The sequence below is a fragment of the Lysobacter sp. M15 genome (genome assembly GCF_022662515.1).
In the GTDB taxonomy this organism is placed as follows: domain Bacteria; phylum Pseudomonadota; class Gammaproteobacteria; order Xanthomonadales; family Xanthomonadaceae; genus JAKPBU01.
On the sequence record NZ_JAKPBV010000007.1, the window covers coordinates 39,206 to 52,356 of the forward strand.

10 protein-coding genes are annotated in these 13,151 nt (G+C 68.1%); 3 read left to right on the plus strand and 7 right to left on the minus strand.

Going from position 1 to position 13,151, the window contains the following annotated elements:
* The first annotated feature begins 193 nt into the window (after nucleotides 1-193).
* Nucleotides 194-877, plus strand: a complete 684-nt coding sequence (locus MC380_RS06470) for an adenine nucleotide alpha hydrolase (RefSeq protein ID WP_242163741.1) — start codon at nucleotides 194-196, stop codon at nucleotides 875-877.
* 6 nt (nucleotides 878-883) lie between these two features.
* Here MC380_RS06470 and fghA read toward each other — a convergent pair whose 3' ends face one another.
* From fghA to MC380_RS06500, 6 genes are all read right to left on the minus strand, one after another.
* The gene (gene fghA, locus MC380_RS06475) at nucleotides 884-1,714 is read right to left on the minus strand and encodes an S-formylglutathione hydrolase (protein ID WP_242163743.1); all 831 of its coding nucleotides are present in this window, start codon (nucleotides 1,712-1,714) and stop codon (nucleotides 884-886) included.
* A gap of 94 nt (nucleotides 1,715-1,808) precedes the next feature.
* The gene (gene gfa, locus MC380_RS06480) at nucleotides 1,809-2,381 is read right to left on the minus strand and encodes an S-(hydroxymethyl)glutathione synthase (RefSeq protein WP_242102404.1); all 573 of its coding nucleotides are present in this window, start codon (nucleotides 2,379-2,381) and stop codon (nucleotides 1,809-1,811) included.
* Between the two features lie 139 nt (nucleotides 2,382-2,520).
* Nucleotides 2,521-3,633 carry an S-(hydroxymethyl)glutathione dehydrogenase/class III alcohol dehydrogenase gene (locus MC380_RS06485; RefSeq protein ID WP_242163745.1) on the minus strand — a complete coding sequence of 371 codons (1,113 nt, stop codon included), beginning with the start codon at nucleotides 3,631-3,633 and terminating at the stop codon, nucleotides 2,521-2,523.
* Nucleotides 3,634-3,679: 46 nt separating this feature from the next.
* Nucleotides 3,680-3,964, minus strand: coding sequence for a metal-sensing transcriptional repressor (locus MC380_RS06490; protein WP_242102964.1), 285 nt, complete (start codon nucleotides 3,962-3,964; stop codon nucleotides 3,680-3,682).
* A 139-nt stretch (nucleotides 3,965-4,103) separates the two neighbouring features.
* Nucleotides 4,104-6,827 carry a phosphoenolpyruvate carboxylase gene (ppc, locus tag MC380_RS06495; RefSeq protein WP_242163747.1) on the minus strand — a complete coding sequence of 908 codons (2,724 nt, stop codon included), beginning with the start codon at nucleotides 6,825-6,827 and terminating at the stop codon, nucleotides 4,104-4,106.
* Nucleotides 6,828-6,911: 84 nt separating this feature from the next.
* The gene (locus tag MC380_RS06500) at nucleotides 6,912-8,291 is read right to left on the minus strand and encodes a glutamate--cysteine ligase (RefSeq protein ID WP_242163749.1); all 1,380 of its coding nucleotides are present in this window, start codon (nucleotides 8,289-8,291) and stop codon (nucleotides 6,912-6,914) included.
* A 190-nt stretch (nucleotides 8,292-8,481) separates the two neighbouring features.
* Here MC380_RS06500 and MC380_RS06505 point away from each other — a divergent pair, with 190 nt between their 5' ends.
* Complete coding sequence (locus MC380_RS06505; RefSeq protein ID WP_242102400.1) at nucleotides 8,482-9,513, plus strand: LacI family DNA-binding transcriptional regulator; 1,032 nt, start codon at nucleotides 8,482-8,484, stop codon at nucleotides 9,511-9,513.
* A gap of 123 nt (nucleotides 9,514-9,636) precedes the next feature.
* On the opposite strand, the gene MC380_RS06510 is transcribed toward MC380_RS06505, so the two are convergent.
* On the minus strand, nucleotides 9,637-11,166 hold the full coding sequence (locus tag MC380_RS06510; RefSeq protein WP_242102399.1) for an MFS transporter: 1,530 nt from the start codon (nucleotides 11,164-11,166) through the stop codon (nucleotides 9,637-9,639).
* Between the two features lie 224 nt (nucleotides 11,167-11,390).
* Here MC380_RS06510 and MC380_RS06515 point away from each other — a divergent pair, with 224 nt between their 5' ends.
* Nucleotides 11,391-13,013, plus strand: coding sequence for an alpha-glucosidase family protein (locus MC380_RS06515; protein ID WP_242163751.1), 1,623 nt, complete (start codon nucleotides 11,391-11,393; stop codon nucleotides 13,011-13,013).
* Nucleotides 13,014-13,151: the final 138 nt, after the last annotated feature.

Genomic DNA, 13,151 nt, shown 5'->3' on the forward strand with positions numbered 1-13,151 from the left:
ATGCGCACTTCCCCAAAGCCGTGCGTATCCGACGGGCGGTATTATGGGGAGGATTGCCATGTCGGACCGAGGACTGGTTCCCAGTTCGGGCCGCCCTCGCAACTGCCGAACGTACGTCGTATGACGTTCCGTCGGCTTTGCGACAACACGGCACGATCGGTTATTTTTGTGTTATTCCCGCCGCGATAACGCCATGCGCGCACCGGTTCTACTGTCCTGGAGCGGTGGCAAGGATGCGGCCTGGGCCTTGCACGCGCTGCGCCGGCACGGCCGAGTCGAGGTGGTCGGGCTGCTGAGTACCATCACCGCGCAATACGAACGCATCTCGATGCAGGGCATCCGCACCGCGGTGTTGCATGCCCAGGCGGACGCCGTGGGATTGCCGGTGATCGAAGCGCGGATCCCGCGCGACGCCGACAACGAGGCCTATGTCGCGAGCTTCGCGGCGGGCCTGGCCGAAGCCCGCACGCGCTGGCCCGGACTTGAGACGATCGCATTCGGCGACCTGTTCCTGGCCGACATCCGCGCCTGGCGCGAGACGCTGTGCGCGACGCTGGGGTGGACGCCGCTGTTCCCATTGTTCGACAGCGACACGTCGATGCTGGCGCGGGAGATGATCGACGGCGGCTTGCGCGCACATGTGTGCTGCGTGGACACCACGCAGCTCGACGCCAGGTTCGCGGGCCGCGCATTCGACGCCGCCCTGCTCGAGGCCTTGCCTGCGGGCATCGACCCCTGCGGCGAGAACGGCGAGTTCCATACCTGCGTCTGGGCCGGCCCGATGTTCGCGTATCCGTTGGCGATCGGACCCGGCGAAACCATGCTGCGCGACGGCCGCTTCGCCTATACCGACTTCCTGCTCGCCGGATCGCCGTAGGAATTGCTATGCCTTCAACGCGGCCGCGTGATGGGCGACGTGCTCGCCGATGAAGCTGGCGATGAAGTAATAGCTGTGGTCGTAACCCGGCTGCATGCGCAAGTTCAGCGGACGGCCTGCGGCTTCGCACGCGGATTGCAGCAGTTGCGGCTTCAATTGCAATGCAAGGAATTCGTCGGCCTCACCCTGGTCGACCAGCAGCGGCAGGTCGCCGCTGCCGTCGCGCACCAGCTCGGTGGCGTCGTAGGCCTTCCAGGCTTCACGGTCGTTGCCCAGATACTGGCGGAACGCCTTCTCGCCCCAGGGCACCTGCGACGGGGCCACGATCGGCGAAAACGCCGACACGCTGCGGTATCTGTCCGGGTTCCTGAGCGCGATCACCAGCGCGCCGTGTCCCCCCATCGAATGTCCGCTGATCGCACGCGCGGACGTAACCGCAAACTCGCCTTCCACCAACGCGGGCAGTTCATCGACCACGTAGTCGTACATCCGGTAATGCGCCGACCATGGCGCCTGCGTGGCATTGACGTAGAACCCTGCGCCCAGGCCGATGTCGTAGCCCTCGGCGTCGGCAACGCCGGCGCCGCGCGGACTGGTATCCGGCGCGACAAGGGCGATGCCGTGTTCGGCCGCGTAGCGTTGCGCGCCGGCCTTGATGATGAAGTTCTGTTCGGTGCAGGTCAGGCCGGACAGCCAGTACAGCGCCGGCACCGGTCCCTGCTGCGCCTGCGGCGGCAGGTAGATCGCGAACTTCATCTCGCAGTCGAGCGCGTCGGAGCGGTGCGACCAGACCTGCTGGGTACCGCCGAAGCAGGCGTGCGATTCGAGCTGTTGCATGTTGACCTCCTAGGGCGGGCCTTGACCCGCCGTGCCTTCCATCTCACCGTGCGGCGGGTCGAGACCCGCCCCCGGATCGGGTCCGGGGCAAGCTTTACAGCACGCCGTTGCGCTTGGCGATGTGGGTGGAGATGGCGTCCATCAGCGGCGGATTGAGCGCGTCGTATGGGGGCAGGCCGAGCTCGGCCAGGCGGGCGCGCACCGCGTCCATCTGTTCGGGCCGGGCGCCGCCGCCCTCGATGACCGAGGACACGAACGCAGCGAAGCGCGGCTCTTCCCAACCACGCTGCGGCGAAAGCTCGGTATGGATGAAATCCAGCCCGTAGAACGGATGATCCTTGTTCTCGATCCGCCCGTACATGTGGGTGCCGCAGCCCTTGCATGCATGGCGCTGGATGGTGGCCTTGTCGTCGACGACCGCGAGCTTTTCCTCGTGCGCGGTCACCGTGACCTTGTCGCGCGGGACTACGCCGACCACCGAGAACGCCGCGCCTTCCGGCTTCCAGCATCTGGTGCAGCCGCAGGCGTGGTTGTGGGCGACGTTGCTGTCCACCTTCACCTCGACCTTGTCGCTGGCGCAATGACATTCGAGCGTGCCGCCGGCGAAGTTGGGATCGCCCTTGACGATGCCGTTGTCGACCGCAGGATGGATCGGGACCGTAGCCATGCTGGACTCCTCATCATTGCGAAGGAGGAAGCCTTCCCCGCCTGCGGAGAAGGGTGGCGCGACGCGCCGGGCGAGTGGCCGCGGCAATGAAAGGCGGCCCCCGTCCTGACCTCTCCCGCTCGCGCGAGAGGGAACCGGGTCAGTCGTAATGGATCACGGTGCGGATCGACTTGCCTTCATGCATCAGGTCGAAGGCCTCGTTGATCCGTTCCAGCGGCAGGGTGTGGGTGACGAACGGGTCCAGGTCGATCTCGCCCGACATCGCCTGCTCGACCATGCCCGGCAACTGGGTGCGGCCCTTGACTCCACCGAAGGCGGTGCCGCGCCAGACGCGCCCGGTCACCAGCTGGAACGGGCGCGTGCAGATCTCCTGGCCCGCGCCGGCCACGCCGATGATGACGCTCTCGCCCCAGCCCTTGTGGCAGCACTCCAGCGCCGCACGCATCACCTTGACGTTGCCGATGCACTCGAAACTCCAGTCCACACCGCCGTCGGTCATCTCGACGATCACCTCCTGGATCGGCTTGTCATGGTCCTTCGGGTTGACGCAGTCGGTGGCGCCCATCGACCTGGCCAGTTCGAACTTGCCCGGATTGGTGTCGATCGCGATGATCCTGCCCGCCTTGGCCTGGCGCGCACCCTGGATCACCGCCAGGCCGATGCCGCCCAGGCCGAAGACCGCGACGCTGTCGCCCTCGGCCACGCGCGCGGCGTTGCGGGTCGCGCCGATACCGGTGGTGACGCCGCAGCCGAGCAGGCAGACCTTTTCATGCGGCGCTTCGGGGTTGATCTTCGCCAGCGAGATCTCGTTGACGACCGTGTATTCGCTGAAGGTGCTGCAACCCATGTAGTGGTAGATCGGCTTGCCTTCGTAGGAGAAGCGGCTGGTGCCGTCTGGCATCAGGCCCTTGCCCTGGGTCGCACGCACCTTCTGGCACAGGTTGGTCTTGCCGGACTTGCAGAACTTGCACTCGCGGCATTCGGCCGTGTACAGCGGGATCACATGGTCGCCGGGCTTGAGCGAGGTGACGCCTTCGCCGACCTCGACCACCACGCCGGCGCCCTCGTGGCCGAGCACCGAGGGGAAAATGCCTTCGGGGTCGTCGCCGCTCAGGGTGAACGCGTCGGTGTGGCAGACGCCGGTATGGCTGATCCTGACCAGCACCTCGCCGGCGCGCGGCGGCTCGACATCGATCTCGACGATCTTCAGGGGTTCGCCTGCGGCGAAGGCGACAGCGGCGCGGGATTTCATGGGCACGGCTCCGGAACAGGAATTACTTGGGGAATCGCTTCAGGGATTACTTGAGGTAGGAACGCACCAGTGCGATCACCTGTTCGATGCTCGCCTGGTGCTGTTTGCGGATCTTCGGATCGACCGCGACCTGGGTGAACTCCTCATGCAGGTGACCATCCAGGATGTCCGCCATCAGGCCGTTGACCGCGCCGCGCAACGCCGCGATCTGCTGCAGCACCGGCCCGCAGTCGGTCCCCGCCGCGATCGCGCGTTCCAGCCCCTCCACCTGGCCGCGGATGCGGCGCAGGCGGGTGATGGCGCGTTTTTTTTCCTCGGGAGAGTGTGGCAAGGGTGCGACCCGGATGGATACTGGCGGGGAGTATACGTAGCCGTGGCCGATGTGCACGCTGCGACGCGGCACGGCCAGCAGGGAAAAACGCATGGGCGCGGCGTGACCGGCCGCGGGGCCGGGCGATCGCGGGCGGCCCTCAACCGGTGTTCTGGATGCCCGCGGCGATCCCGTTGACCGTGGCCAATAACACGTGCAGAAGCGCGTCGTCCTGGCGGTCGCCCGCGCGCCAGCGGCGCAGGAGCTCGACCTGCAGCACGCTGATCGGATCGACGTAGGGATTGCGCAGGCGGATCGACAGGCTCAGCCGGTAGTCGCCGGCGAGCAGCGCATTGCGCTGTTTGAGCTGCAGGATCGCGTCGCGGGCGCGCGCGAACTCGGCGGCGATCTCCGGGAAGAACGCGTCGTGCGCATCGTCGGCCAGGTGCGAATAACGCTCGAAGATGTCGAGGTCGGACTTGGCCATCAGCATCTCGACATCGTCGAGCATCGCCGCGAAGAACGGCCATTCACGCGCCATCGCAGTCATCGCCTCCAGACCGTGCGTGGCGATGCCGTGGTGCAGCGCGGTACCGACGCCATACCACCCGGTCAGGCCGGAGCGGTTCTGCGACCAGGCGAAGACCCAGGGGATCGCACGCAGATTGCCGATGCCGCCGTCGCGGCGGCGCGAGGGGCGCGAACCGATCCGCATCCGCTCGATCACGTCGATCGGGGTGGCGGCGCGGAAGTAGGCCGGAAAGTCCTCGCGTTCGTGGACCAGCGCGCGATAGGTGGCGCTGGAGACGCCGGCGAGTTCGGCCGCGATCGTGCGCCATTGCGCCTCGCGCGGTTCTGGCGCACGTGGGCGCAGCGAAGCGCGCAGCACTGCGCCGGCAGCCTGCTCCAGGTTGCGCAATGCAAGTGCGCGGATCCCGTACTTGCGGTGGATCACCTCGCCCTGCTCGGTCACGCGCAGGCGGCCGTCGATGGAGCCGCGCGGCGCGGCGATGATCGCGCGCTCGGTCTTGCCGCCGCCGCGGCTGACCGAACCACCGCGGCCGTGGAAGAACACGATCCGCACACCCGCCGCGCCGGCCAGCTCCAGCAGTTCCACCTGTGCGCGTTGCAGCGCCCAACGCGAGGCCAGCAGGCCGCCGTCCTTGGCGCTGTCGGAGTAACCGAGCATCACCACCTGGCGGCCGCCGCGCGCAGCCAGATGGCGGCGGTACACCGGATCGTCGAACAATGCGCGCATGACGCCATTCGCCGCTTCCAGGTCGGCCACGGTCTCGAACAGCGGCGCGATGTCGAGCGGCACCCGTCCATCGCCTTCGATGCAATCGGCGATGCGCGCCAGCGCCAGCACCGCCAGTGCGTCGGCCGCGCTGCGGCTCATGCTGATGATATAGGGGCCGAAGGCGTGCTCACCGAACTGTGTGCGCAGCTCGCGGACGGCGCGGAACACGGCCAGCGTGGACGCGGCGCCTTCCGCGTCTGGCGACGCCGGCGGCGCCCCGTCGATCAGCGCGTGCAGGCGCGCGATGCGTTGCGCCGGGGAACGCGAAGCCCAGTCGACGTTTTCCAGCGCCGCCAGCGCCTCGTCGTGCGCCGCCGAATCCTGGCGCAGGTCGAGCGCGGCCATGTGCAGGCCGAAGCTGCGCGCGCGCCACAGTACGCGCTGCAGGGCGAAACGCCCCGCGTGCTCGCCGCCGTGGCGCGCCAGGCTGGTGTCGATCGCCTCGAGGTCGTCGATGAAGTCGGCGGCATCGCGATAGCCCAGGCCGCTGGCTTCGCCGGCGGTGGCGGCCAGGCGCAGGCGCATCAGCTCGAGCAGCTGGCGGTAGGGCATGTCGGCCAGCCGCGGTTTCGCTTCGGCCTCGGTTGCGGGCAACATCGCGCGATAGCGCGCGGTGCGTCGCCCGATGTCGTCGTCCACCGCGACGCGGGCGCTGCCCTGGGTCAGGATGTCGCCAAGCGCACGCAGGTCGCTGCGATAGGCGGCCAGCGCCTGGCTGCGCTGCGCGGCGAGCGCGGCGCGGATGGTATCGGCGCCCACGTTCGGATTGCCGTCCATGTCGCCGCCGACCCAGGTGCCGAAGCGCAGTACCGGCGGCAATGCGATGCGCTCGCCGTACACGGCCTCGACTGCGTCGCCGAAGCTTTCATAGAACACCGGCAGCACCCGGAACAGCACATTCACCAGGTAGAAGCCGATGTGCTCGACCTCGTCGGTGACGCTGGGCTGGTGGGCGGGCGATTCGGTGGTCTGCCAGGCGGTGGTCAACGACTGGCGGATGCGGGCCTGGTCGGCGCGACGCTCCGGCGGGGTACGGGTGCGATCGATATCGGCGACCAGCCGCTCGACGATGGTGTGTTCCTTCAACAGCAGCGCGCGCCGCACCGCTTCGGTGGGATGCGCTGTGAACACCGGCTCGACCTGCATCCGCGGCAACAGGGCCTGCAGGTCGGCCAGGGATACGCCGGCATCGCGCAAGCCGCGCAGCACGTCTTCCAGGCTGCCCGGCTGCGGCGCCGCACCGGTGCGCTGGTAGTCGCGGCGGCGACGGATGCGGTGGACGCGCTCGGCCAGGTTGACCGCGCCGAAGTAGCTGGAGAAGGCCCGCACCAATTGCTCGGCTTCCGACAGCGTCACCTGCGCCAGGCTCCCGGCCAGCGCATCGACCGGGGCGTGCTGTTCGCGGCGCGCGATCGCCAGCCGGCGGATGTCCTCGACGTGCCGCAGGAAGGCCGGGCCGCACTGCTCGGCGAGGATCTCGCCGACCAGCGCCCCGAGCTCGCGCACGTCGTCGCGCAGCAGCGCATCGGTCTGGCTGAATGCGAGCGGCCCGCGCAGCGGTTCGTCCGGCTGGGGAAGGTTCATCCCCGCAGGCTAGCGCTTTTTTTGACGCGGTGCAGCATGCGCCGGCCAACGGCCTCGCGGAAGCGGCGGCCGCGCCCGGATCGATCAGTAGGCGAACTCTCGGAACACCGGATCCACCGAACCGTTCCATTCGCCATGGAACAGCTTGAGCTTGCGCTCGGCCGGGGTTTCGTTGGTTTCGGCGAAATCGATCAGCGGGGTCAGGAAGATGCTCTCGTCGGCCCCATTGGCGTTGCGCTCGTTGCGGCGCTGCAGGCCGGCGGCGGAAATCCGCAGCGCCTGCAGCGCGAGATCGCGCAGGCTGCCGTTGCGGAACGGCGTCTTCAACGCCAGCTTGGGCACGTGGTCGCGCAATGCGTTGCGTTCGGCCAGGCTGAAATCCCTGACCAGGTCCCAGGCCGCATCCAGCGCCGCGTCGTCGTACAGCAGACCGACCCAGAACGCGGGCAGCGCGCACAGCCGGTTCCATGGGCCGCCATCGGCGCCGCGCATCTCCAGGTACTTTTTCAGACGCACTTCGGGGAAGGCGGTGGTCATGTGGTCCGACCAGTCGCGCAGGATCGGCAGCGCTCCGGGCAGCACGTCGAGCTCGCCGCGCAGGAAGCTGCGGAACGACTTGCCGGACGCATCGATGTATTTTCCGTCGCGGTAGGAGAAATACATCGGCACGTCGAGCAGGTAATCGACATAGCGTTCGAAGCCGAAACCATCCTCGAACACGAAGTCGAGCATGCCGGTGCGATCGGGGTCGGTGTCGGTCCAGATGTGCGAGCGATAACTCAGGTAGCCGTTGGGCCGGCCTTCGGTGAACGGCGAATCCGCGAACAGCGCGGTGGCGACCGGCTGCAGGGCCAGCGACACGCGGAACTTCTTCACCATGTCCGCTTCGTCGCTGAAGTCGAGATTGACCTGCACCGTGCAGGTGCGGGTCATCATGTCGAGGCCCAGCCCGCCCACCTTGGGCATGTACGACCGCATGATCTTGTAGCGACCCTTGGGCATCCACGGCATGTCGTCGCGCCGCCATTTCGGCTGGAACCCCATGCCGAGGAAGCCCAGGCCCAGCGCGTCGGCCACCGTCTTGACTTCGAGCAGGTGGGTATCGACCTCGCAACAGGTGTCATGGACGCGCAGCAGCGGCGCACCGGAGAGCTCGAGCTGGCCGGCCGGTTCCAGGGTGACCGAGGCGCCGTCCTTGAGCAGGGCGATGGTGCGCGGCGGCGCATCGCCCACCTGCTCGCGTACTTCCTCCCAGCCGAACCGCGTCAGGCCCTTGAGCAGGGCCTCGATGCCGCGCTCCCCGTCGAAGGTCGGCGGTCTGAGGTCGTCGAGCTGGAAGCCGAACTTCTCGTGCTCGGTGCCGATCCGCCAGTCGGCTTTGGGCTTGCCGCCCGAGGCGATGTACTCCACCAGCTGGTCGCGATGGGTGATGGGTGAATCGGCGACGTTGCTGGGACTGGACATGCGGGCGACCGGATGGGAATGCAGTTGCGCGGGCGGGCCGGGCCGTCGCGATGCGGCACTATAGCCTCCGCCTGCCTGACGAAAGCAGGCGCGCGCCGTCCGCAGCGTTCCACCACTGTTGCGCGCCACGGCGAGCGCAGACGACATGACTTAGACTTCCCTTCGGCGTCCATGAGGCACAGCGCCCGATATGGCGAAAGGCAAGGCCACCTCGTTCGACATCGCCTACCTGGCCGGCGTCTCGCAGTCGACGGTGTCGCGCGCCCTGCGCGGCAGCCCGCTGGTCAATCCGGAAACCACCCGGCGGATCCTGGAAGCGGCCGAGCAGCTGCATTACACCGTGGACAAGCACGCCTCGAGCCTGCGCACCCAGCGCGCTGGCACGCTGGCGCTGCTGCTGTTCGAGGATCCCACCAGCGACGCATCCCATATCAATCCGTTCTTCCTGCCGATGCTCAGCGCGATCACCCGCGCCTGCGCAAGCCATGGCCAGGACCTGCTGATCTCGTTCCAGCAGCTCTCGCACGACTGGCATGCCGACTACGGCGACAGCAAGAAAGCCGACGGCCTGCTGCTGCTCGGCTACGGCGATTACCTGGCCTACCTGGGCAAGTTGTCGAAGCTGGTGGAACAGGGCACGCCGTTCGTGCGCTGGGGCGCGGTGATGCCCGACCAGCCCGGCATTTCGATCGGCTGCGACAACATGGGCGGGGGCCGCCAGGCCGGCGCGCACCTGCTCGCCTGCGGGCGCCGGCGCATCGCCTTCCTCGGCGATGCGTCGAGCCACTACCCCGAATTCCTCGACCGCTTCCTCGGCTGTGATGCGGCGCTGCGCGATGCCGGCCTGGCGATGGATCGCGCGCTGCAGGTGGATGCGGAAAGCTCCGAGGACGCCGGCTATGCCGCTGCGCGCGAGTTGATGCGCCGCGGCGCGATCTTCGATGCCGTGTTCGGCGCCAGCGACCTGATCGCCATCGGCGCGATGCGCGCGCTGGCCGAGGCCGGCCTGGACGTGCCCGGTGACGTGGCGGTCGTGGGCTTCGACGATATCCCCGCCGCGCGCATCACCACCCCCGCGCTCACCACCGTGCGCCAGGACACCGTGCGCGCCGGCGAGCTGCTGGTGGAGACCCTGGTCAGCCTGGTCGACGGGCACCCGGCGCAAAGCCAGCGCCTGCCGACCGAACTGGTGGTGCGGCGCTCCTGCCCCGCCCGGGGATAGCGCCTTTGTGGTTGTGGGAGCGGCCTCGGCCGCGAATGCCCTTCGCCTTTGGCTGCGACGTTGAGAAAAGCATTCGCGGCCAAGGCCGCTCCCACAAACTTGGCTCCCACGGAACCGTTGCGGCTATGGCACCGCGACGGGAGCTTGCGCCAGCCTCGGTTCGGCCACCCACAGCGTGCACAGCCCGGCCACGATCATGCACACGCCGCCAATCACCATCGCCTGGATCGGCGCACCGCCGAGCAGATTCACCAGCAGCGCCAGCAGGGCGACCGCCGCCAGTTGCGGGATCACGATGAAGAAATTGAAGATGCCCATGAACACGCCCATCTTCTCCGCCGGCACGCTGTCCGAGAGCAGCGCATAGGGCAGCGACAGGATCGAGGCCCAGGCGAAGCCCACGCCGACCATCGACAGCAACAGCCATTGCGGATCGCGGATCAGCAGCATCGACAGCAGACCGAGCCCACCCAGTGTGAGATTGATCAGGTGGCTGACACGCAGCCCGAAACGCCGCGCCATCCATGGAATCACGATGGCCGCCACCGCGGCGAAGCCGTTGTAGGCGGCGAACAGCACGCCGACCCAGTTGGCGCCTTCGTTGTAGGCCGCCGATGTCGTATCGCTGGTGCCGTAGTGCACGCCGGTCACCGCCGCGGTGGCGTAGATCCACATCGCGAACAGCGCGAACCAGCTGAAGAACTGCACCACCGCCAGCCGGCGCATGTTCGCCGGCATGTCGTGCACGTCGCGCACGATGCTGGCGAGCATGCCCTGGGGACGGGTGAAGCCGGCCAGGATCAGCGCCAGCCCGTAGCCGGCCGCCAGCCCGGCCAGTACGTACAGCTGCTTGTCCAGGCCGTATCGCCACACCGCCAGCGCGCCCAACGCGCCGGCCGCCAGCCACGCGGCCCCCTGCCCGCCCCTGCGCAACGGTCCCGGGGCCGGCGCCGGCTGCGCCGCGCCGTCGACGTGCGGCATGCGTTCGTCGGGCATGTAATCGCTGAACGCACGCAGCTGCTCGGGCGAGTATTCGCGCGTGCGCAGCACGGTCCAGCCGATCGCGCCCAGCAGCACCGCGCCGCCGGCGTAGAACGCATAGCGCACGGTATCGGGCACCTCGCCGGGACCGGCGGTATTGGCCACGCCCCATTTCTCCAGCAGGAACGGCAGCATGCTGGCCACCACCGAACCCACGCCGATGAAGAAACTCTGCATGGCATAGCCGCTGGGGCGCTGGCGCGGAGCGAGCTGGTCGCCGACGAAGGCGCGGAACGGTTCCATCGAAATGTTGATCGAGGCATCCAGCACCCACAGCAACCCGGCCGCGACCCATAGCGCCGGCGAGTTCGGCATGAACAGCAGCGCCAGCGAAGCCAACACCGCGCCGACCAGGAAATACGGCCGCCGTCGGCCGAGGCCGGTCCAGGTGCGGTCCGACAGATAGCCCACGATCGGCTGCACGATCAGCCCGGTCAGCGGCGCGGCGATCCACAGGATCGGGATGTCGTCCATGCTCGCGCCCAGCGTCTGGAAGATGCGGCTGACGTTGGCGTTCTGCAGCGCGAACCCGAACTGGATCCCGAGGAAGCCGAAGCACATGTTCCAGATCTGCCAGAACGTCAGTTGCGGTTTCTCGCGTGCGGCCTGCATGGCGTGGTTGCCTGAACTTGGAATCGGGCAAGTGTGACCAATGCCTGGCAACTTGGCTTGCTGCACTGCGGTCGCGTGCGACCCCACCGGCATGCATACGTATTCATCGCCCTGTGGAGCGCGGCGCGCGCATCGGTCCGCCCGGATCGGCGCAGGCGCATGACAGGATGTGCGCCGGCTCGCGCGCCCCATGCGCGGCACGCACATGGATGCAAGACGCGGCAATGACCCACACCCCCTGGTGGCGCGGCGCGGTGATCTACCAGATCTATCCGCGCAGCTTCCTCGACAGCAATGGCGATGGCGTCGGCGATCTGCCGGGCATCACCGAACGGCTCGACTACGTCGCCGCGCTGGCGGTGGACGCGATCTGGATCTCGCCGTTCTTCACCTCGCCGATGGCCGATTTCGGCTACGACATCGCCGACTACCGCGATGTCGATCCGCTGTTCGGCACGGTTGCCGATTTCGACCGCCTGCTGGCCAAGGCCCACGCGCTGGGCCTGAAGGTGATGATCGACCAGGTGCTCAGCCATACCTCCGAGGCGCACGCCTGGTTCCGCGAAAGCCGCGCCAGCCGCGACAACCCCCGCGCCGACTGGTACGTGTGGGCCGACGCCAGGCCCGACGGCACGCCACCCAACAACTGGCTGTCGATCTTCGGCGGCGTGGCCTGGCAGTGGGAGCCGCGGCGCGGTCAGTACTACCTGCACAACTTCCTGGCCGCGCAGCCCGACCTCAATTTCCACAATCCCGAAGTGCAGGCCGCGCAGCTGGACAACGTGCGCTTCTGGCTCGACAAGGGCGTGGACGGCGTGCGCCTGGACGCGATCAACTTCTGCTTCCACGACCGCGCGTTGCGCGACAACCCGCCCAAGCCGGCCGAGCTGCGCACCGGCCGCGGCTTCAGCCCCGACAATCCCTACGCCTTCCAGTACCACCTGTACAACAACACCCAGCCGGAGATGCTGGACTACCTGGAACGGCTGCGCGCGCTGAGCGACGGCTATGCCGACGTGGGCATGCTCGGCGAGATCTCGTCGGAGGATTCGCTGGCGACGATGGCCGAATACGTCACGCCGCGCCGGCTGCACATGGGCTACAGCTTCGAACTGCTCACCGACGAATCCTCCGCCGCCTACATCCGCAGCACGGTGGAAACGCTGGAAGCGAAACTCGGCGAGGGCTGGCCGTGCTGGGCGATCTCCAATCACGACGTGCAGCGCGCGGTGAGCCGCTGGGGCGGCGCGGATGCGGCCGAAGCGCTGGCCCGGCAACTGGTGGCGCTGGTGTGCGCGCTACGCGGTTCGGTCTGCCTGTACCAGGGCGAGGAACTGGGCCTGGTCGAAGCCGATGTTCCGTTCGAAGCACTGCAGGATCCCTACGGCGTCGCGTTCTGGCCCACGTTCAAGGGACGCGACGGCTGCCGAACGCCGATGCCGTGGACATCCGATGCCGGCGACGCACACGCGGGTTTCAGCCAGGTCGCGCCGTGGCTGCCGGTCGATGCGCGCCACGCCGCGCGCAGCGTCGCCGTGCAGGAAGCCGAGACCGATTCGGTCCTGCAGGCGGCGCGTGCGTTCCTGCGCTGGCGCCGCGCGCAGCCGGCGCTGGTGCTCGGATCGATCCGCTTCCTCGATGCGCCCGAACCGGTGCTGGCCTTCGTGCGCGAGCATGATGGGCAGTCGCTGCTGGCCGTGTTCAACCTGTCGGCGCAGCCGGTGGCCTGGGATCTGCCTTCGCAACTCTCGCCGCGCTGGCTCGAACTGGCCGGGCAGATCGGCGCCCAACCACAGGACGCATCGGTGACCCTGCCCGCCTACGCCGCCGCGTTCGCCGAGATCTAACGTGCGCCGTGGGAGCGGCCTTGGCCGCGAGTGTTCATCCCGTGGGAGCGGCCTCGGCCGCGAATGCTCTTCGGAACTTGGTGCCGGGCGCCAAGCGCGGGATGCGATTGCAATGGTTTCGCAACAGCAATCGCGGCC